General features: G+C 38.9%; 16 protein-coding genes. 12 read left to right on the top strand and 4 right to left on the bottom strand.

What is annotated here, in order from left to right:
• Nucleotides 1-2: 2 nt before the first annotated feature.
• The 3 genes from AC13EX_RS18165 to AC13EX_RS18155 all read right to left on the bottom strand — a co-directional run bounded on the left by AC13EX_RS18165 (nt 3) and on the right by AC13EX_RS18155 (nt 4,397).
• Nucleotides 3-1,454: an MBOAT family O-acyltransferase gene (locus tag AC13EX_RS18165; RefSeq protein WP_482893794.1), complete on the bottom strand. Its 1,452-nt coding sequence runs from the start codon at nt 1,452-1,454 to the stop codon at nt 3-5.
• 315 nt (nt 1,455-1,769) lie between these two features.
• Nucleotides 1,770-2,546, bottom strand: coding sequence for a ThuA domain-containing protein (locus AC13EX_RS18160; RefSeq protein WP_482893793.1), 777 nt, complete (start codon nt 2,544-2,546; stop codon nt 1,770-1,772).
• A gap of 297 nt (nt 2,547-2,843) precedes the next feature.
• The gene (locus AC13EX_RS18155) at nt 2,844-4,397 is read right to left on the bottom strand and encodes a M20/M25/M40 family metallo-hydrolase (RefSeq protein WP_482893792.1); all 1,554 of its coding nucleotides are present in this window, start codon (nt 4,395-4,397) and stop codon (nt 2,844-2,846) included.
• Nucleotides 4,398-4,917: 520 nt separating this feature from the next.
• On the opposite strand from AC13EX_RS18155, the gene creD reads away from it, so the two are divergent.
• The 12 genes from creD (at nt 4,918) to AC13EX_RS18095 (ending at nt 17,855) form a co-directional block, all read left to right on the top strand.
• Complete coding sequence (gene creD / locus AC13EX_RS18150) at nt 4,918-6,240, top strand: cell envelope integrity protein CreD (RefSeq protein WP_482893791.1); 1,323 nt, start codon at nt 4,918-4,920, stop codon at nt 6,238-6,240.
• Between the two features lie 257 nt (nt 6,241-6,497).
• Nucleotides 6,498-6,830, top strand: a complete 333-nt coding sequence (locus AC13EX_RS18145) for an ArsR/SmtB family transcription factor (RefSeq protein ID WP_048641723.1) — start codon at nt 6,498-6,500, stop codon at nt 6,828-6,830.
• A 40-nt stretch (nt 6,831-6,870) separates the two neighbouring features.
• The gene (locus tag AC13EX_RS18140) at nt 6,871-7,533 is read left to right on the top strand and encodes an arsenate-mycothiol transferase ArsC (RefSeq protein WP_482893790.1); all 663 of its coding nucleotides are present in this window, start codon (nt 6,871-6,873) and stop codon (nt 7,531-7,533) included.
• 1 nt (nt 7,534) lies between these two features.
• Nucleotides 7,535-8,584, top strand: coding sequence for an ACR3 family arsenite efflux transporter (gene arsB, locus AC13EX_RS18135; RefSeq protein WP_482893789.1), 1,050 nt, complete (start codon nt 7,535-7,537; stop codon nt 8,582-8,584).
• Between the two features lie 195 nt (nt 8,585-8,779).
• Entirely contained in the window at nt 8,780-9,820 is a 1,041-nt protein-coding gene (locus AC13EX_RS18130) for a quinone-dependent dihydroorotate dehydrogenase (RefSeq protein ID WP_482893788.1), read from the top strand.
• A 64-nt stretch (nt 9,821-9,884) separates the two neighbouring features.
• Nucleotides 9,885-12,365, top strand: a complete 2,481-nt coding sequence (locus AC13EX_RS18125) for an FtsK/SpoIIIE family DNA translocase (protein WP_048641720.1) — start codon at nt 9,885-9,887, stop codon at nt 12,363-12,365.
• An 18-nt stretch (nt 12,366-12,383) separates the two neighbouring features.
• Complete coding sequence (gene lolA1 / locus AC13EX_RS18120; RefSeq protein ID WP_048641719.1) at nt 12,384-13,040, top strand: outer membrane lipoprotein periplasmic chaperone LolA1; 657 nt, start codon at nt 12,384-12,386, stop codon at nt 13,038-13,040.
• Nucleotides 13,041-13,087: 47 nt separating this feature from the next.
• On the top strand, nt 13,088-13,906 hold the full coding sequence (gene pyrF, locus AC13EX_RS18115; protein WP_482893787.1) for an orotidine-5'-phosphate decarboxylase: 819 nt from the start codon (nt 13,088-13,090) through the stop codon (nt 13,904-13,906).
• A gap of 72 nt (nt 13,907-13,978) precedes the next feature.
• Nucleotides 13,979-15,283, top strand: coding sequence for a DUF2851 family protein (locus tag AC13EX_RS18110; protein WP_482893786.1), 1,305 nt, complete (start codon nt 13,979-13,981; stop codon nt 15,281-15,283).
• Nucleotides 15,284-15,337: 54 nt separating this feature from the next.
• On the top strand, nt 15,338-15,976 hold the full coding sequence (locus AC13EX_RS18105) for an acetyltransferase (protein ID WP_048641716.1): 639 nt from the start codon (nt 15,338-15,340) through the stop codon (nt 15,974-15,976).
• A 51-nt stretch (nt 15,977-16,027) separates the two neighbouring features.
• Entirely contained in the window at nt 16,028-17,014 is a 987-nt protein-coding gene (trhO, locus tag AC13EX_RS18100) for an oxygen-dependent tRNA uridine(34) hydroxylase TrhO (RefSeq protein ID WP_048641715.1), read from the top strand.
• On the top strand, nt 16,995-17,855 hold the full coding sequence (locus AC13EX_RS18095) for a nucleoside phosphorylase (RefSeq protein ID WP_482893785.1): 861 nt from the start codon (nt 16,995-16,997) through the stop codon (nt 17,853-17,855). Before trhO ends, AC13EX_RS18095 begins: the two co-directional genes overlap by 20 nt.
• Nucleotides 17,856-18,139: 284 nt before the next feature.
• On the opposite strand, the gene AC13EX_RS18090 is transcribed toward AC13EX_RS18095, so the two are convergent.
• Nucleotides 18,140-20,029 (bottom strand): ABC-F family ATP-binding cassette domain-containing protein, encoded by a 1,890-nt coding sequence (locus AC13EX_RS18090; protein ID WP_482893784.1) that lies wholly within the window; start codon nt 20,027-20,029, stop codon nt 18,140-18,142.
• Nucleotides 20,030-20,257 lie beyond the last annotated feature (228 nt).

Below are 20,257 nucleotides of genomic sequence, written 5' to 3'. Positions count from 1 at the left end.
ACCTAAAATTGAAAATATATAAATTGATTGTCGCTGAAATTACCAAAGAGAAATATTGAAAAAGCAATCCCATAATAGTAGGAGTAACGATAAAAAGGTTTCCAACTAGAGCCTTTATTTTGAATTGCATACTGGCCATCTCTTCCTGACCATTCAATCATGAGAAAAATAACTATTAGAAATATGGTTTTTAAGCCATTCATATCTAAACCGATTTCCGGAAATTTAAATAAAGATGTAGATAGAATTTCTGATAGAATAGATACTGCATGCGCAATATTTTCTGCCCTAAAAAATATCCATGCAAAAACTGTTAACCCAAACGTTAATAGCATAAATGAAAGTTCTTTTAAATTTGGCAGCAATTTACCATGAGCTACAATTTCAAAATTTTTTCTGTTTCTTTTGGTTAATATTAACGGTAAAAAATAAACTGCATTTAGCGCTCCCCATATAATAAAAGTCCAGTTTGCACCGTGCCAAAAACCACTGACTATGAAAATAATAAATGTATTCCTTACTTTCATCCAAATGCCACCACGGCTTCCACCAAGTGGAATATATAAATAATCTCTAAACCATGTTGAAAGTGAAATATGCCACCTTCTCCAAAACTCCGCAATATCTCTTGAAAAATAGGGAAAGTTAAAGTTTTGCTTCAGATCAAATCCAAAAAGCCTAGAAGTGCCAATCGCAATATCAGAATAACCTGAAAAATCTCCATAAATCTGAAAGGTGAAGAATAATGCCCCCAAAACTAAGGTGCTACCAGAATAATCTGACGAATTATTAAATATATGATTTGCGTATTTTGCACAGTTGTCCGCAATTACAATTTTTTTAAACAATCCCCAGAGTATCTGTCGCATCCCATCAACTGCAAGCGGATAGTCAAAAATTCGTTTATTATAAAACTGCGGTAATAATTGGCTTGCTCTTTCAATAGGACCTGCAACCAATTGGGGGAAAAAGCTTACAAATGCAGAGAAAGCAAGGAAATCTTTGCTAGGTTCTAATTTCTTTTTATAAACATCGATTGTGTAGCTCAAAGTTTGAAACGTATAAAAACTAATACCCACAGGTAGAATGATATTAAGGGAGCTTGCTTTAATCTCTGACCCAAAAAATGAAAATGCGGCTATAAAGTTGTCAAGAAAGAAGTTGTAGTATTTAAAGAAACCAAGAAAACCTAAATTCACAAAAATACTTAACCATAAAAGGGCTTTCCTTTTTGTTTGGTTTTCTTCATCCTTCAACCTAAATCCAACTGAAAAGTCAATAAGCGTGCTAAATAAAATCAAAGATAAAAATCTCCAATCCCACCAACCATAAAATACATAACTTGCTGCAACTATTAAGATATTTTGCGTTTTTAAGTTGCTGTTTGTAACAAACCAATAAAGCACAAAAACGATCGGTAAAAAAATAGCAAAATCTATTGAGTTAAAAAGCATTGATATTTATAGGATTTTTTTGCAATAATAGGATTTTCTAGAATCACGAACAACACAAGCCCCCGTCTATATTATCCTTAATCGTACCATAAACATACTATTCTCAAGACTTTATTCTCTTTAGGATGAGAAATCCAGCATTGAGTAAAAACCTAGATTTAAAATCCCTGCTACATGGTTACACACCAAAATAGTAGTAAAACTGATAGAGAAAAATATTGAACCTATTGAATTGAACCCTGTTTGAATTGTTCAACCTAAAATTGCACCCTTCGACAGGCTCAGGGACCGTGCTCAGAGTTAGAGACACTAGCCTTAACTCGGGTCCCATTCCAGCGTATTCAATATAACCTGCAGGAAATTCGGGTTTTGATAATCTAATTCCTCATGGCCTGCCTGATAATAAAACACCATCCCTTTGCCTTTTGGACAATACCAGCCTGAAGTGGGTTGAGCTCTTGCTCCATCCTCTGTCCTAAAACCAAATAAAACGGTCTTTTGGTCGTCGGTAAAACGCTGGTTTAAAAACAACTCAGTATTGAAAAGTTGGAAAGCATCAAACTCCCCATCGTAATATGTTTCGTACTCGGATTTAAATGGGACGACTTTTTCATAGTTGATCCCATTGCAGGTGATAAAATGTCCGGGATTTAGATTTACCATGGAATAGGTCAAATTAGCCAAGACCTTCCATGGATATTCCTGATGATCCCTTGGGAACAATTGGATGCCCAAAAAATCAAGCCACTGGGGATTTTTCATTTTTGAAGAGGAAATACCGTGATGCAACACGATTAATGAACCTCCGTTTATGGTATAATCAATCAATGCCTGTGTCGTTCTGGGTGCATGGGTTACATGGACATACATAAAAACAAAGTCAAAATCGGATAAATCCGATTCAAGTTCTTCTTCGCTCGTCTTACTTACCAAGTAACTCTGTTTCACCAAGCCATCTGCCAAGACATCCATTTCAGGCCAAGTGTCAGCAACAATTAAAACCTTGTTTTGCTGGGCAAAAGCTGAAATTGAAATAGGTATCAGTACGATTAGTACCAACAAAAATTTAAACGATGGTGATTTTAGGTTCATGGTTTTATTTTTTTTTTCTTTTTGTACATTTTTTAAGGCAGATTCTCTTTCCATTTGTACACAAATACAGCATGTTCACGTTACGTGAACAAGAAATAAACGTGAGCATATTGTTTTCTTTGCTCTATTTACTAAGAATAAGTTACTCTAAATAAAGTAGTAAGCAGCACGCTTCTCTTCCTAGTCTGTACTACAACAACTTGGTGGCATTTCAAATTTAACCGAAATGCAAAACTACCACCAATAATCAGGCTCCCATGTAAATAATTGGGCAATGTATTTCTTATTCCTAACCCCCTACTCCTCCCTAGGCATTCTTTCATCCCTTTCTGAAATCTGATAGACAAGGGCAGCAATCACTGTGGCATTGATCATCACATCTCTTTCCGGTACATATTCCATGGCATCCAGGTTGGTATGGTGGGTTACGGTGAAATAGTTGAGCATGTCCTGAATGATCTGAAATCCGGGGATCTTGTAATAATCGAAAACATCGTGATCGGTGTAGTTGGTGTTTTGGATGCTTAGGTTATCTACATCGAGATGATCGTAAGGCGCCAGCATTTCCTCAAAAACAGGTCTAACGCCTTCATTTCCCTGTAGGTAGATGCCTCGCATTTTACCTGCACCGTTGTCCATGTTTAAATAGGCGGAAATTTTTTCAACTTCCCTTTTCCTGCTTGTTTCGCCTACTTTGCCAAAGTGGTCCTCAGCATAAGCCAATGAACCTAAAAAGCCTTGTTCCTCGCCTCCCCAAAGGGCAATTCTTATGGTTCGCTTGGGTTTCAACCCTGTGGCTTTGAGGATACGCATCACTTCCATCATCACACCGGTGCCTGCTCCATTGTCTGTGGCTCCGGAAGCCGGATGCCAGGTGTCAAAATGGGCACCTATCATCACCACCTCATCCTTTAATACGGGATCTGAACCTGTAATCTCTCCGATGATGTTCACATTGTTTTCCGGCTTCAAATAAAGCTCTGAATCCAAATGAAATTTGATTTTTGGTTGGATTTCTCTGTCAACAAGGCGTTTTAATTTCCCGAAACTTTCCGGAGAAATTGCAAAATAAGGCACTGATTTGATGTGACTTTCTCTAAAACTGTAGGTGCCACTTGGGTGAACAATTCCTGGCGATAAAGGGGTAGTTCCTAAAATGCTAAGCGCTCCTTCTTCTTTCAAAAAGGCATAAAAAGCATCGTTCTTCCGCATTCCTTTTTCGAAAACAACATCCTTATTGGCCACCAAGTCCACATTTCCGGAAGTTGGCCCAAGGGGGCTTGGGGAAGCAGGTAGGATATCTTTTTTCGCACCTTCTATTTCTTCTTTGGTAAATCGAGTTGAGAGCGGATCAAATAACATGTTTTGCTTGGGAACGGAACCTATCAAAACAGTCTTGCCTTCCAGTTTGCCTGCCCATTGTTTTTTCACGGCTTCTATGTCGCCATAATTTTCTATCCAAACCATGTCCCCTATTTGCACCCCATTTGAACTTTCGGTCCAGGCATATGGATAGGCATGTATTTTCATATAGGCTGGTTCAATCATTTCCACATTAAATGACTTCACTTCCCAACCCATGCAGTCATCGCAGTAATTCTCAAAGTACACCTTGTCCACGCCCCAGTTTTCCAGGGTTTTCTTCGCCCATTGGGCTGCAGTAAGGTATTGATCTGTTCCGGTCAACCTAGGCCCATAAACATCAGACAAATCTCCAATGAGTTGCATGACCTGCGATCGCTGAAAGCCTTCTGTGTTGATTTTGGAAATCGCTTGGGATGTTGTTTGTCCAAAGGAACTGAATCCAACAAAAAGAAATAGGGCAATAAAAAGTGTTGAAAAGACTTTCATAAGGTGATCGAAAATATACTTGGTTAAAATCGAATGAAATTAAGAAAGAATTATGAAAGCACAAGGCTACAATTATTGATAATGAGAAATATAACTAAGTTGGATAATTTTAAGTATAAAAATTGAATTTGTTAGAGCAAGCCCCCTATTATTAGAAGAAAAAACCCCATTTCAAAGGATTGGGAATTCTTATGGAACCTCTCCAACTAATTGAAAACTTGAACTCAATTTTACATTCGTTCTGAGGAGTTTCCGGGATATATTCCGCCCCTACTGGGCTAGAATTAAGTTAAGGATATAGTTAATTCTATAATGTGGAAGCCTGAAAGACTGATATCTCAAAGCGATGCGTGGAGCCCATCGGTACTTGAATTAATTATTCCATAAATCCTGACATGGCGAAATATTTTCTTTCTCGATTCCGGGTTTAACCAAATTTAACCTAGTAAGGCACACTCTTTGATAATCTGAAAAAATACAGTCCCTTTCTCCGTATAAACAATTGTAAGCTTCCCTTCCCATGAAAAACTTAAAAACCAATATTTACTTTAAAGTAACTACAATCACCATCATCGGATTGTTATTACTCATCCCAACTTTTATGATTGAAAATTTAATTAGTGAAAGGGAGTGGACCCAAGATGAAGCAATCAGGGAAGTCAGTGCCAAATGGGGTGAGGAACAGACAATTTCCGGTCCTTTTATTTCCATTCCTTACCATCGCTATGTAAAGCAATTTTCACCCAAAGATTCCATTGAAAAAATAGTTCAGATAAAGGAGCATCTCCATATATTACCAACAAAGCTTAATATTTCCGGCAATATAAACCCCGAGAAACGCCATAGAGGCATCTACGAAATCGTCGTCTACAATGCTAAACTGGATATTTCTGGAACATTTAACCAATTTGACCTGAAAGCACTTGATATCCAAACTAAAGATATTTTATTTGATCAGGCAGAATTTGTGGTGGGGATAAATGACCTCAGAGGGATCGAAGAACAAGTGAATTTGAATTGGAATAAGGAAAAGGTCTCCTTCAATCCCGGTGTACCTACCAATGATATCGCAGGTAGTGGCATCAATGCTTCTTTAGCGATCGACCCAAATGTTGATAAAATTTACGATTTTGATTTGAGTCTAGACTTAAAAGGAAGCCAAAAACTGTATTTTACCCCGGTTGGCAAAATAACGGATATTGATTTATCTTCAAAATGGCCCAACCCAAGTTTTAATGGAGCATTTCTGCCCGACCATAGAGAAGTAAATGATAAAGGGTTCAATGCGAATTGGAACATCTTGCATTTAAATAGAAACTACCCTCAAATATGGGCCGGAAGCCGACATTCCATTGATCCCTCTTCTTTTGGAATAGACCTACTCCTGCCAGTCGACAATTACCAAAAAACCTACAGATCCATCCGATATGCAATCTTATTTATTGGCTTTACCTTCCTTGTATTTTTCTTTATTGAGGTACTAAATAAAATTTTTATTCACCCAATCCAATACATCCTGGTTGGGGTTTCATTGATTGTTTTTTATACGCTTTTACTTTCCATATCCGAACACCTTAAATTTAATCTCGCCTTTATTGTTTCCGCTATAGCAACTTTGTCCCTTATCGCAGGATACGTGAGGGCCATCTTAAAATCGGGGAAATTAACCATGCTGATCACCGGAATTTTAACGGTGCTTTACAGCTTCATCTTTGTAATAATTCAACTTCAGGACTATGCGCTCCTTATTGGAAGTATCGGTTTATTCATTATTCTGGGGCTGGTTATGTACTTCTCACGTAAGATTGATTGGTACAATATTAACTTGGAAGGAGAAAAATAGTAATCCTACCACATTCAGAGGTAGCCCAAAGGTTTCGCATTTTCTTTCCCGAAAAATGTGAAACCTTTGCCTGAAAGGCTGATATCTCAATGGGATGGGTGGAGCCCATCAGTCCATGGATTAGGAATTACATAAGCCCTTACCAAGCAAAATATATTACCTCTTTAAATTTAATGAATCATTCACTTTAAAGAACCATATCCTATTTTGATGATTTAATTATTTATCGTAATATTGCAATTAAATAGCAAGGAAAAATGGGACTAGCAAAAACAGAGAAATTTACCGACAAACAAAACCAAATCGCTTTGTTTGCAAAGGCTTTCGGGCATCCCGCTAGAGTTTCCATATTACAATATTTGTTCAAAATAGATTCTTGTGTTTGTGGAGATATTGTGAATGAAATCGGACTGGCTCAACCTACCATATCACAACACCTCAAGGAACTAAAACACCTGGGTTTAATTAAAGGTAATGTAGAAGGCACTAGCGTTTGCTATTGTATCAATACGGAGAAATGGGCCGCCATGAAATCGCTTATGTCTGAATTTCTAGACCAGGACATTTCAAATAAACCAAATTGCTGCTAAAAAAATTTTATTTGATTAATCGTATTATAGCAATAAATAGATGAAAACTCCTAATCCAACCAAACTACCAATGCAAGCAACTCAGTCTACATTGTTTCCGGAATTAATAAATACCATCCAAAACTTAAATCCTGAAGAAATCACGGATGAACGCAAATCCGTTTTAAAACCCTTAATTGATTTCATTCAGGTCAAAGTTGACAATCAAAAGGAAATTAGACTTAATTTCATATGTACCCACAATTCGAGGAGAAGCCACTTGTCCCAGATCTGGGCACAAACGATGGCTTATTATTTCGGGGTAAAGAATGTTTTTTGCTGCTCCGCAGGAACAGAAGCCACAGCGCTTTTTCCAATGGTGGCCAAAACCCTAAAAAACTCAGGGTTTCACATTAAAGCTATCTCAGAAGATAATAACCCAATTTACAGCATAAAATATTCTCAAAATCAGCATCCTATCATAGGGTTTTCCAAAAGCTTAGACGATGAATTCAATCCCAAATCTGATTTTGCTGCCATCATGACCTGCTCACAGGCAGATGAAGCTTGCCCCAATATCTCAGGGGCAGAGAAACGGATACCGATAACTTTTGACGATCCTAAAGCATTTGACAACACTCCTAAGCAAGCGGAAAAATACCAGGAAAGAAGCCTACAGATTGCAACTGAATGCTACTACATTTTCTCTCAAATCAAATTATAAAATGGCAGCAAAAAAAATAGGGTTTTTAGACAGAAACTTAACCCTTTGGATTTTTGTGGCCATGGCATTTGGGGTTGCACTTGGCAATTTTTTTCCAAACTTTCCTCAAATCATCAATGCCTTCAATAGTGGAACAACCAATATTCCCATTGCCATAGGGTTAATTTTAATGATGTATCCCCCCTTGGCAAAGGTCAATTATTCTCTTTTACCCAAGGTTTTCAGAAACACAAAAATCCTATCCATATCCCTTGTCTTGAATTGGATTATTGGCCCGGTCTTGATGTTTTTATTGGCCATCACTTTTTTAAGGGATTACCCTGAATACATGGTTGGACTAATCCTTATTGGATTGGCCAGGTGCATTGCCATGGTACTGGTTTGGAATGACCTTGCAGAAGGAAGTGCTGAATATGGGGCCGGTTTGGTGGCCTTAAACAGTATTTTTCAGGTTTTTGCTTACAGCTTTTACGCCTGGATTTTTATAACCGTACTTCCTCCCTATTTTGGTTTTGAAGGTGCCATAGTGGATATTTCGATTGCAACCATAGCTGAAAGCGTTGCCATATATTTGGGCATCCCATTTCTGATGGGGATTTTAAGCAGATTCATTTTAGTTAAACTTAAAGGTGAGGAATGGTACAATAATGTATTTATTCCAAAGATCTCTCCCATGACTTTGATCGCCTTATTGTTTACAATCGTGGTAATGTTTTCCTTAAAGGGCGAATTGATTGTAGAAATTCCGATGGACGTTTTGCTCATTTCAATCCCTTTGCTACTGTATTTCACCTTGATGTTTATCATTGGCTTTTTCTTTACAAAAGCAATGGGCGCAAAGTATGACCAAACGGCAGCTGTTGCATTTACGGCGGCTGGCAATAATTTTGAATTGGCGATAGCTGTTTCCATCGCTGTATTTGGGTTGAATTCCGGACAAGCCTTTGCAGGTGTAATCGGGCCATTGGTAGAAGTACCAGCATTAATTCTATTGGTTAGGGTCTCCTTTTGGCTTAAGAAAAAGTATTTCAGAAATCCTTCAAAAATCTAAATCCCATTCCAAGCTGGTCTGGATTTTATAACACTGCTGAGGATAAACCTAAATCTTCCTAAGCTAAACCAATAAGGAACAATAGGTTTGTCCTTTTTCACTTCATCTAAATTATAATCTATCACATTGCTTGAACAATACCCGACGATTGTCAAAGAATTGCGTTATTTTTGTGGCTGAGAAAAATCCAACGTCGTGTACAAACAAATTATAAAGCCCCTTCTTTTTCTGAAAAATCCGGAATCTGCGCATCATTTCACCTTTTCCTGGATCAAGACCCTGTTCAACTTGCCTCTGCTTAAACAAGCAATAAAGGCGAATTTCGGATTTGAACACAAAGAGCTGGAAAGAGAAGTGTTTGGCTTAAAATTTAAAAACCCAATTGGATTGGCCGCTGGATTTGACAAAGATGCCAAGCTTATTGATGAAATGTCACTACTGGGATTTGGTTTCATTGAAATAGGAACCTTAACCCCAAAACCTCAGGATGGAAATCCAAAACCAAGAATGTTCCGCCTTCCAAAGGACGAAGCATTGATCAACAGAATGGGCTTCAACAATGGTGGCGTGGCCGCTGCTGTGGAAAGACTAAAAAATAAAAATTCTGATGTTTTAGTTGGAGGAAATATTGGTAAAAATAAAGTTACGCCCAATGAAGATGCCATATCGGACTACCTTTTCTGTTTGCATGCCATGCATCCTCATGTAGATTATTTTGTGGTAAATGTTAGTTCCCCCAATACTCCCAATTTGAGGGAATTACAAGAGAAGGAGCCATTAAAGAAATTATTGGCCGTAGTAAATGAGGCCAACCTTACCTATGACAAGCCCAAACCTATATTATTGAAAATAGCTCCGGATCTAACAGATGGGCAGCTTGACGATATCATTTCAATAGTGCAAGAAACAAAGATCGCTGGAGTAATTGCTACCAATACGACCATAGACAGAGACCTATTGTCTACGCCTGCAGATCAAGTAAAAGCGATAGGTGCCGGAGGAATCAGTGGCAAGGTCTTGAACGACAGAAGTAATGAAGTTATCCGTTACCTTACCCAAAACTCTGGCAATGCTTTTCCGGTCATAGGTGTTGGAGGAATTTTTACCGTAGCAGATGCGAAAGCAAAATTAGCAGCTGGGGCTAGTCTGGTTCAGGTCTATACTGGTATGATTTATGAGGGGCCCAGCTTAATTAAGCGCTTGAAAAAAGGCCTGATAAATAATTCAGTGAACTAACAGAACTTTTTTATTACCAAAGCAAGCATTAAATTACATCCCTACAGCGGAGAAAGGAAGCACCATGGCTGCAAATACGTACAAAAAAAACACATTTAAGAAGAAGGAAACACCTGGAAAACCAGCCCCTAAAAGTAAAAGAAAATTTAACTTTGCTTTATTTAACGATAAGCGCTGGAGTTTATCTTTTGGTATCATCTTTATGATGCTTTCCATTTTTATGTTTTTGGCTTTCCTAAGCTACTTATTTGTTGGTCAAGCTGATCAAAGCCTGGTAAACGCTTCAGGAATGCCGCTTCGCACCAAAGCGGGTGAAACCCAAAACCTACTCGGCTATACCGGGTCAGTCATGAGTTATTTCATGATTTACCGTTGGTTTGGGATCGCAGCATTGTTCTTTCCACCATTTTTATTCTTTCTGGGATACAAATTATCCTTCAAGGACTCCTTGGTTTCCCTTACCCGTTACGCAGGTTTCTCGCTTTTCTTTTTGGTTTGGCTTGGTTTGTTGATGGGCTATTTGGTGCACCTGATTGATGGCTTTAACTACCTGGCTTTCCTTAGCGGAGGCTTTGGCTATGAACTTGCCAAGCTATCCGATGCCTTTCTGGGTTGGGGGACATTTATCCTGATCTTTGGCAGCCTATTGATATTTGTGATCGTGTTTTTTAATGTTGATCAAATCAATTGGTTTACCTCAGAGAAAGAAACTTCCCAATCAACCGATGAGGCCCCCATTGAAAATGAATTTAATTCGGAAAGCATAGAAGAAGATTCCTTTGATAGTCAGCCATTGGAGGATGAACCTGAGGAATTGCATGAAGAGGAAGAAGAACCGGACACCAACAGTTGGAAAGTGTCCGATACTGACAAAACAGCCCAAACCAACAAAAAGGACAAGGCTATAGCTCCCGCATTTAAGGTAGAAGATACAACAAAAAAGGATATCCCCAGCTCTGAAGATCCATTGTCGGGAAAAAACTTTGTGGTCAATAACAAAGAAAATGAGGAAAAAACCGCAGACATGGTGGAAAACCTCGACCCATACGACCCTACGCTAGATCTTCCTAGTTATCAGTTCCCCACCTTGAATTTGCTCAACGAATATGACCAACAAAAGGTCACTGTGACAAGACAGGAATTAGAGGAGAATAAAAACAAGATTGTTGAAACGCTTATAAACTTTAAAATAGGTATCCAGGAAATTAAAGCTACCATTGGCCCCACAGTAACACTTTATGAAATAATCCCTGAGCCCGGGGTGAAAATAAGCAAGATTAAAAACTTGGAAGATGATATCGCCCTTAGCCTGGCTGCATTAGGAATTCGTATTATTGCTCCGATCCCAGGAAAAGGAACGATAGGAATAGAAGTACCGAACAAGAACAGGGAATTGGTAGCTGCCCGCTCCGTTTTGGGCACTGAAAAATTCATGAAGAGTGACAAAGAGCTTCCTGTGGCTTTGGGTAAAACCATTTCCAATGAGGTTTTCGTTGTAGACTTGGCCAAAATGCCTCACCTACTTATGGCGGGAGCCACGGGTCAGGGTAAATCGGTAGGGTTAAACATGATCCTTGCCTCTCTTATTTACAAAAAGCATCCTTCTCAGCTTAAACTTATTTTAGTAGATCCTAAAAAAGTAGAGCTAACATTATTTAATAAAATCGAAAGGCATTTCCTCGCAAAACTCCCCAATGCTGAGGAAGCCATAATTACAGATACGAAAAAAGTAATTTATACTTTAAATTCTCTTTGTATTGAAATGGACAACCGCTATGATCTTTTGAAAGATGCTGGTTGTAGGAATTTGAAGGAATACAATACGAAATTCGTTGCCAGAAAGCTTAACCCTGACAAAGGGCATAAATTTATGCCTTATATCGTATTGGTCATCGATGAGTTGGCAGACCTGATGATGACTGCCGGTAAAGAGATCGAAGGACCGATTGCCAGGCTTGCACAACTGGCCAGGGCCATAGGAATACACCTTGTTTTAGCTACCCAAAGACCTTCAGTAAATGTCATCACAGGTATAATTAAAGCCAATTTCCCTGCAAGACTGTCCTTTAGAGTTACCAGTAAAATCGATAGCCGTACCATTCTGGACGCAGGTGGCGCAGAACAATTGATAGGCATGGGTGACATGTTACTTTCCATGGGTTCTGACGTGATCCGCTTGCAGTGTGCCTTTTTAGACACTCCTGAAGTAGAGGCTGTATGCGATTGGATAGGTGATCAGAGAGGCTATACAGACGCTTATTTATTGCCTGAATTTGTGGGAGAAGACGGTGAATCTGGTGTGGGAGAAGTTGACTTATCTGAGCGAGATGCTTTATTCGATGATGCCGCCAGATTGATCGTGATGCATCAGCAGGGAAGCACCTCATTAATCCAAAGGAAATTAAAGCTTGGTTACAATCGTGCTGGAAGGATAATTGACCAATTGGAGGCTGCAGGAATAGTTGGTTCTTTTGAAGGTAGTAAGGCCAGAGAGGTATTGATACAGGACGAAAATACTTTGGAACAATTATTGAACAGTCTCTAATATATATTGATTTATAAAATGTTAAGTAAAAAAATTATCACCATAATTCTTCTTTTCACCAGCTTTTCAAATGTTTTACTTGCTCAAAGTGATGCCTCTGCGGTGAAAATACTATCTAAGGTAAGTGAAAACTATAAAAAATTAAATGGTTTCACAGGTCTTTTTGAATACAGTTACTCCACAGAAGATGAAGGACTTATTCAGACCAATACTGGAAATGTAACAGTAAAGGGTGAGAAGTACAGACTCACATTAAATGACCAGGAAATATTTAACGATGGCAAAACCGTTTGGACACTGATCAAGTCAAGCAAATACAAGGAGGTCACAATTAACAATGTAGAAGATGATGCTGATGAACTTACCCCGTCCAATGTTTATAACATTTACAAAAAAGGGTACATTTCCAAACTCATAGGTAGTAGCGAAATTAATGGAGTACCAGCTCATGAGATTCTATTAACTGCTGAAAAGGAAAATGCGCGGTTCAAAAAAATCAAACTATACATCGATAAAGCAAAAAATGAAATATTGGCCTGGGAAATCAAAGATGATGTAGGCGGTACTTTCAAATATACCTTCAAGGAATTGAATCCAAATGTGAAAATCGTTGACGATTATTTTGTATTTAAAGCAAGTGAAAATCAGGATGTAGAGGTTATTGATTTGAGGTAATGTTAAAGTTTTCAAATAAACCTTTCATTTTTTTATAATTTTACCACATGACTTCCCAAGAAATATTTGCCCAAATAGAGAAAAAATCCTCTTTTTTATGTGTAGGTCTTGATCCTGATCTACAGCGTATACCCAAACATTTATTGAAAGAAGAGGATCCCGTCTTTACTTTCAACAAGGCCATTATTGATAACACCATTGATCAGGCTGTAGCATACAAACCAAATCTGGCCTTTTATGAAGCCATGGGGCCTTCAGGCTTGGAGACATTAGCCAAAACACTGGAATACCTTCCTAAAGAAGTGTTTACCATTGCAGATGCGAAAAGGGGAGACATAGGAAATACCTCAAGATTATACGCCAAAGCTTTCTTTGAGCAAATGAATTTTGACGCCATCACCGTGGCCCCTTATATGGGTGAAGACAGTGTAGGCCCCTTTTTAGAATTTGATGGGAAATGGGTGATTCTACTTGCATTGACCTCTAATCAAGGGAGCCAGGATTTTCAATTGATAGAAAACAATGCGCATCAACCACTATTTGCTTCAGTGCTGGAAAAGAGCCTAAAATGGGGAACAAGCGAGAACATGATGTATGTAGTAGGAGCCACCAGAGGGGAGTCTTTCGCCGAAGTAAGAAAACTTGTACCTGATCATTTTTTGCTGGTTCCAGGAGTTGGTGCTCAAGGTGGAAGTCTGGAAGAAGTGGCCAAATATGGTATGAATAAGCAATGTGGTCTTTTGGTCAATTCCTCTCGAGGTATTATTTATGCTTCTTCTGAAAAGGACTTTGGTGAAGCAGCAAAAAGAGAAGCGTTGGCATTACAGGAATCAATGTCCAAACTACTAGACACTTACTGTAATTAGAATATCCAACCTATTTATTTCGTATTCTTTTTAATTTTAGGTAATTTCATGAGGCAATCATGAAATTGGCTTATGTTTCGTTTTCAGGAGGATTTTCTTCAACTTATATGGAAGTACCAGTATTTCGATAAAAAGGCACTGGAAACAGAAGATGGACTGCCCCTACTTATTCATAAAATCGGCTTCCACAACCATCATGAAGGACCTGATTTTAAAGAGGCAGAAATATCCCTAGCTGGTATTAAACATTTTGGCCATATTGAAATTCACCTTCGTACATCGGATTGGAAAAACCACCAACACCAGACTGATGCTGCCTACAATGCCGTAGTACTGCATGTGGTATGGCAGCATGATGAAGAAGCGAAAAGAAAAGACGGAACCACTATTCCAACCTTAGTTTTAGATGGAAAGGTACCTCTGGACGTAATTAGAAATTACCAAAAACTTCAAAGCTCTCCTAATAAACTTCTCTGTACCGACAGCCTTTCCACAATTCCCTCCATACTGAAATTTTCCATGCTGGAAAAAGCACTTGTGGAACGACTTCAACAAAAAAGTGATATGGTTTTGTTTCTGTTGAAAGAAAATGGAAACGACTGGGAAGAAACAGCCTATCAATGGTTATTTTTTTCTTTTGGCTTTAAGACCAACAGCAAGCCAATGCTAAAATTAGCACAGAGCCTTCCTTACAAGATCATTAAAAAAAATGCAGGGAATTTAATGCAGATTGAAGCGATGATTTTTGGACAAGCGGGAATGTTCACCAATACCTTGGATTTAAATCCTGGATATGAAAAAAACCTTAAATACGAATTTAATTATCTTGAAAAAAAGTACAGCCTAAAAAACAAACTCTTTCCTTCAGAGTGGAAGTTTATGAAAGTCCGACCAAGCAATTTCCCCTCTTTCAGACTTGCCCAACTATCGGCTTTGCTCAATCGTAGTCCCCATCTTTTTGATTCCGTACTCCATGAATTGGATAGTAACCAATCCTTTGGACGAATGTTTGACCTTTCTGTAAGTGAATACTGGAAAAAGCATTACCATTTTGGCAAGCCAAACCTGCGGGCAACAAAAGGTAAACTAACTGAAGGAATAATGAATCTACTGGCAATAAACTTTATAGTACCCCTTTGGTACTCATATGGAAGGTATACCGATCTTTCTATATGGCAAGAAAAGTGCTTTAACCTACTACAAGAAATTTCCGCAGAAAAAAACAGCCTGATAAGTATATTCCAAGAAGTGGATTGGTCAGCAGCCAATGCTTACGATAGTCAGGGTATGCTGGGACTGTACCACCAATATTGTAAAAAGCGGATGTGTTTGCAATGTAAAATTGGCCAGAATCTACTCAGACCTAATTTAAAATGATCTTTTGCATAGATTGGTAATTTCCGTTAATTTTGTGCTTAGAAAAACAAAATTATGGAAAAACCGATTATTATCTTTGGAGCAAAGGGAATTGCCCATCCTGCATTAGAAATATTCAATAGTCACGAAGTTGTAGTCTATGGCTTTTTGGATGATGATGCTACCTTGCACCAAAAAGAAATTAACAATATTTCCATTTTGGGAAAACTTGAGGACGATGGTTTTTTAAAACTAATTGGACAAAAATGCGATGCTTTTGTAGCTGTAGACGATCCCAAGTATAGAGAAACCTTAGTCAAACTACTAAATACCAGGCGAAAGGTACAACCAGTAAATGCAATACATAGGTTGTCTTACATCTCTACCGATGCGGGTATTGGTCATGGCAACTTTATCAATGCCAAGGTGACAATTGGAGCAGGTGCTGAGATTGGAAACCATTGCATATTGCATACCAATGCCACAATAGAACATCAGGCTAAACTTGAAGATTTTGTGCAGGTAGGTGCTGGAGCGGTTATTAATTCCAATGTCACCATAGAAAAAGGAGCATTTATAGGCTCAGGAGTAACCATAGTTGCTGGGGTCACAATTGGAAAAAATGCAAGAGTGGGTGCTGGATCAGTAGTTATTGCTGATGTTGCTTCAAAACAAACTGTTTTTGGTAATCCGGCCCAAGCAATCGAGAAATAGTTTCATATATTTATTTACAAATAACACCCTGCAGGAAACAGGGCTATAGTTATGGATTATAACATATTATTGTATTACTGCTATGCTCAAATCGAGGATTTGGAAGCATACCGAGAAGAACACCACCTGTTCTGTGTTGAGAACAATATCAGAGGACGTATAATAATTTCCTCAGAAGGCTTAAATGGTACTGTTTCAGGATTAAAAGAAGACTGTGAAAAGTACATGGCTTATGTGAAAGCTGATCCGAGATTTGCAGACACAGAATTTAAGATTGATCAACACCACGGACATGCCTTTGCTAAGATCAATGTTAGGGCAAAGGAAGAGATCGTACATTCTGGACTCAGACACCTCAATCCACGTGAAAATACAGGTAAGCATTTGGAACCTAAGGAATTTAAGGCCTTAAAGGATCAAGAGGACGTGGTGGTTCTTGACGTTCGTTCTAATTACGAACATGAATTGGGTCATTTCAAAAATGCCATTCGTCTGGACATCGATAACTTTAGGGATTTCCCAGAAAAAGTAAAAGAGCTAGAACATCTCAAAAACAAAAAGATTCTCACCTATTGTACAGGAGGAATAAAATGCGAAAAGGCATCTGCATTTCTTCTAGAACAAGGTTTCGAAGACGTATACCAGCTTCATGGTGGGATCATCAAATATGGAATGGAAGCTGGAGGAGAAGACTTCGAAGGCAAATGCTATGTTTTTGATAACCGACTGGCTGTAGAAGTAAATAAGGTCAACCCCAAGACGGTTTCTAAGTGCTTTGTTTGCGACACATTGTCCGACCGAATGGTCAACTGTTCTAATCCCGAATGCAATGTTCATGTGCCTATATGTGAATCATGTGGTTGGGAAATGGAAGGTGCCTGCTCCGAAAGCTGTAAAGATGCACCAAACAGAAGACCTTATAATGGTACCGGGTACTACCAGAAAAACACCAATGGTTACAATCCTTATAAAGGCCTGTTTCAAAAGCCCAATGCGGACAAAATAAAAGCTACCCTACATGCCAAATCCGATACCTGAATCGGAACTTATCATCAACCCTGATGGCAGCATTTACCACCTTAGGCTCAAACCTGAGCAGGTGGCAGAAACTGTCATTACTGTAGGTGACCCCAATCGGGTAAGCAAAGTTTCTTCTCGCTTTGACAGGCTGGAATTGCAAACAGCACATAGAGAGTTTGTAAGCCATACAGGCTGGTACAAAGGCAAAAGAATCAGTGTTATCAGTACCGGAATGGGTACTGATAACATTGAGATTTTTATGACAGAGTTGGACGCTTTGTTTAATGTGGACTTTAATACGCGACAACCAAAACCCAGCCATAAGCGAATCAATATCGTTCGGATTGGTACTTCTGGAAGCATGCAAAGCGATCTTCCGGAAGGTAGCTTACTCGCTTCAACTATGGCCGTGGGGCTGGACACATTAATGGCTTTTTATGATATTCCCCAAACGGTTTTGGAGAGTCAGATCAGCAATCATGTCCAAAAATGTCTGGACCTCCCATTTCTGCCTTACTGTGTGGCTGGTTCAGAAAAATTACTGGCGAAAATTGGAGAAGACCTTCCTTCTGGTATTACTGTTACTTGTCCGGGATTCTTTGGTCCACAGGGTAGAGAGGTTAGGTTAAAACCTCGCATTCCTAAAATTTTCAATTTACTTGGAGACAATCCTTTTCAGAAACATGCCTTTACCAATTTCGAAATGGAGACAGCAGGCTATTATGCCATGGGGAAAATGTTAGGGCATGAGGTCCTTAGCATGAATGCCATTGTTGCCAACCGGATCTCAGGAAATTTCTCCAGTTCACCAGACAGGATCATAGATCAATTAATAACTACTGTTCTAGAAAAAATTTAACCCGGATTATGTAACAGGATTTCTCCGTCCTGACAAGGTCAGGGGTGATGCCTGTCCCGTGTTTACGGGAAGTGTTCCAATCGCAAGAAAATCAGGCTGTTTGGAGATTTGAGCATAGCACCGCTATGGTGAAATTGAAAACAGCAACGAAGTGGCTGAATTTAAAGCGATTTCAGCACGTAATAGATTGTCTATTGCATATTTCGGGTTTAAGCTTCAAGATTTAGGAAATATTCCCTAAATCCTGAAGCTTAAATACTTTTTAATTTAGAATGCCAAATGGATCAGGAGATGCCATCAAGCTCACTTAATTCCAGCCACCTCATTTCCAACTCTTCAATTTTCTTATCCAAACCTTCTATCTCCAAAGACCATTTTAACAATTCTTCGTGGTCTTCAGTCCCTTGATTGATTTTTTGAATAAAGGATTCTTTTTTGCTCGTTAACTGCTCCAAGTTCGCTGAAATTTCCTCAAACTCCTTCTTGTCCTTGAACGTAGCTTTTAAGGTGCTCTTTTCAGTTGTCTTTGCAACGGCTGCAGGTTTCTTTTCTGCAACTTGCTTGGGCGTCTCGGCTTTAATTGTTTTTTCCCTCTCCCTAAGGTCAGTATAATTTCCAGGGAAGTCACTGATTTGCCCTTCTCCTTCAAATACAAACAAGTGATCTACCAGTCGATCCATAAAATACCTATCATGGGAAACAATCACCAAACAACCAGGAAAAGCGTCTAAAAATTCTTCAAGGGTATTGAGTGTCACAATATCCAAATCATTGGTTGGTTCATCCAGTATTAGAAAGTTAGGGCTTTTTACCAAAATCATAAGCAACTGCAGTCGCCTTCTTTCCCCCCCACTAAGCTTGGCAATTGGGGTGTGCTGTTGCTTGGGTGGAAAACCAAATTGAGTCAAAAACTGACTGACTGTAATCGTTGCTCCTCCCGCCACAGTCACTACCTCTGCCACTTCTTTTACAATATCAATCAACCGCATGGTCTCATCAAAAGTATCTTCCTCTTGTTTATAATAACCAAATGCAGTCGTTTGCCCTATAGTGACAGCTCCTTTATCAGGGGCATTCTTGCCAATGAGCATGTTCAGGAAAGTGGTTTTCCCAGCCCCGTTAGGGCCTACGATTCCTACCTTATCCCCTTTTTTAAAAGTATAACTAAAATCCTTGACCAGGTTCAGGTCTCCGTATGATTTATGGATTTTCTCTATTTCTACAATTTTCTTCCCTAACCTCTGTGCTGTTACGCCCAGACTAATGTCTCTCTCTTCCGTTTTCTTAAAAGCTTTCTCCTTGGTTTCGTTAAAGGCTTCTATCCTTGACTTGGATTTTGTCCCACGAGCCTTTGGTTGCCTCCTTATCCAATCGAGTTCTTTTTTATAGAGACTTTTGGCTTTCCCCAGTTCTGTAGCTTCGTTGGCTTTTCTTTCTTCCTTCTTTTCTAGGAAATAACTGTAATTACCAGCATAGCGGTACAATTCTCCATTTTCCAATTCAAGAATATTGTTGGTTACTTTATCCAAGAAGTACCTATCGTGCGTCACCATCAAAAGGGAGAGGTTAGCTTTGGACAGGTAGTCTTCCAACCACTCAATGGTTTCTAAATCCAGGTGATTGGTAGGTTCATCCAAAAGAAGTAAATCAGGAAAATGCAAAATGGCTCTGGCAATGGCAACTCTTTTTCGTTGCCCTCCACTAAGCGCAGTTACTTGAAGGTTGGTATCATGTAAACCCAATTTTCCCAGTACTTCTTTGATTTGGTATTCAAAGTCCCAAGCTTGCAGTCTATCCATTTTTTCAAAAATAGGTTGCAAGGCCTCGCTATTGTCAGTACCATTCTCAGCTTCCAACATGGCTTCCTGATAGGAATGAATCACCTGAATAATTTCATTTTCGGGGTCATCAAAAATGGTCTCATATATGGTCTTCCCACCTGTGAAAATAGGATTTTGATTAACATAAGCCATTTTAATCTCCTGATTGATCACGACTTGTCCTGCATCTGCGATTTCTTCCCCCATAATGATTTTCATCAAGGTGGACTTTCCTGCCCCATTTATTCCAACTAAGGCTGTTTTTTGACCTTGTTCTATCCCAAAGGAAATTTCTGAAAACAAGACTCTTTCTCCAAAGGACTTACTAAGTGTATCAACTGAAAGGTAATTCATGGCGCAAAATTACAACGGTATTTCGATAATTCAACACCGATTGTGCAATAGGATTGGAAATAGCCTTCCCATACCTTGCTCAGCAAGTGGCCATTTCTAGAATTCAGGAGAGTTGAAAAAAAAGAATGCTAGGAAAAACTGACTTTTCCATACGGTAGACCTGAGCCTCCTTTATACTTTTAGATAAAAAAAATAATAGGTAGCTTATTCAAAATGCCACTAATTTGT

Source organism: Cyclobacterium sp. L-R (assembly GCF_056859355.1).
The sequence above is the reverse complement of the archived record's forward strand: the minus strand, read 5'-3'. Positions and strand labels throughout refer to the sequence as shown.

What these genes read in the sequence shown, in the direction of transcription:
- AC13EX_RS18160 (WP_482893793.1), bottom strand. Translation starts at nt 2,546, where the DNA reads ATGAACCTAAAATCACCATCGTTTAAATTTTTGTTGGTACTAATCGTA.
- AC13EX_RS18165 (WP_482893794.1), bottom strand. Translation starts at nt 1,454, where the DNA reads ATGCTTTTTAACTCAATAGATTTTGCTATTTTTTTACCGATCGTTTTT.
- lolA1 (WP_048641719.1), top strand. Translation starts at nt 12,384, where the DNA reads ATGTTAAGTAAAAAAATTATCACCATAATTCTTCTTTTCACCAGCTTT.
- creD (WP_482893791.1), top strand. Translation starts at nt 4,918, where the DNA reads ATGAAAAACTTAAAAACCAATATTTACTTTAAAGTAACTACAATCACC.
- AC13EX_RS18110 (WP_482893786.1), top strand. Translation starts at nt 13,979, where the DNA reads ATGTTTCGTTTTCAGGAGGATTTTCTTCAACTTATATGGAAGTACCAG.
- AC13EX_RS18145 (WP_048641723.1), top strand. Translation starts at nt 6,498, where the DNA reads ATGGGACTAGCAAAAACAGAGAAATTTACCGACAAACAAAACCAAATC.
- AC13EX_RS18125 (WP_048641720.1), top strand. Translation starts at nt 9,885, where the DNA reads ATGGCTGCAAATACGTACAAAAAAAACACATTTAAGAAGAAGGAAACA.
- AC13EX_RS18090 (WP_482893784.1), bottom strand. Translation starts at nt 20,029, where the DNA reads ATGAATTACCTTTCAGTTGATACACTTAGTAAGTCCTTTGGAGAAAGA.
- AC13EX_RS18155 (WP_482893792.1), bottom strand. Translation starts at nt 4,397, where the DNA reads ATGAAAGTCTTTTCAACACTTTTTATTGCCCTATTTCTTTTTGTTGGA.
- trhO (WP_048641715.1), top strand. Translation starts at nt 16,028, where the DNA reads ATGGATTATAACATATTATTGTATTACTGCTATGCTCAAATCGAGGAT.
- AC13EX_RS18105 (WP_048641716.1), top strand. Translation starts at nt 15,338, where the DNA reads ATGGAAAAACCGATTATTATCTTTGGAGCAAAGGGAATTGCCCATCCT.
- AC13EX_RS18140 (WP_482893790.1), top strand. Translation starts at nt 6,871, where the DNA reads ATGAAAACTCCTAATCCAACCAAACTACCAATGCAAGCAACTCAGTCT.
- pyrF (WP_482893787.1), top strand. Translation starts at nt 13,088, where the DNA reads ATGACTTCCCAAGAAATATTTGCCCAAATAGAGAAAAAATCCTCTTTT.
- arsB (WP_482893789.1), top strand. Translation starts at nt 7,535, where the DNA reads ATGGCAGCAAAAAAAATAGGGTTTTTAGACAGAAACTTAACCCTTTGG.
- AC13EX_RS18095 (WP_482893785.1), top strand. Translation starts at nt 16,995, where the DNA reads ATGCCAAATCCGATACCTGAATCGGAACTTATCATCAACCCTGATGGC.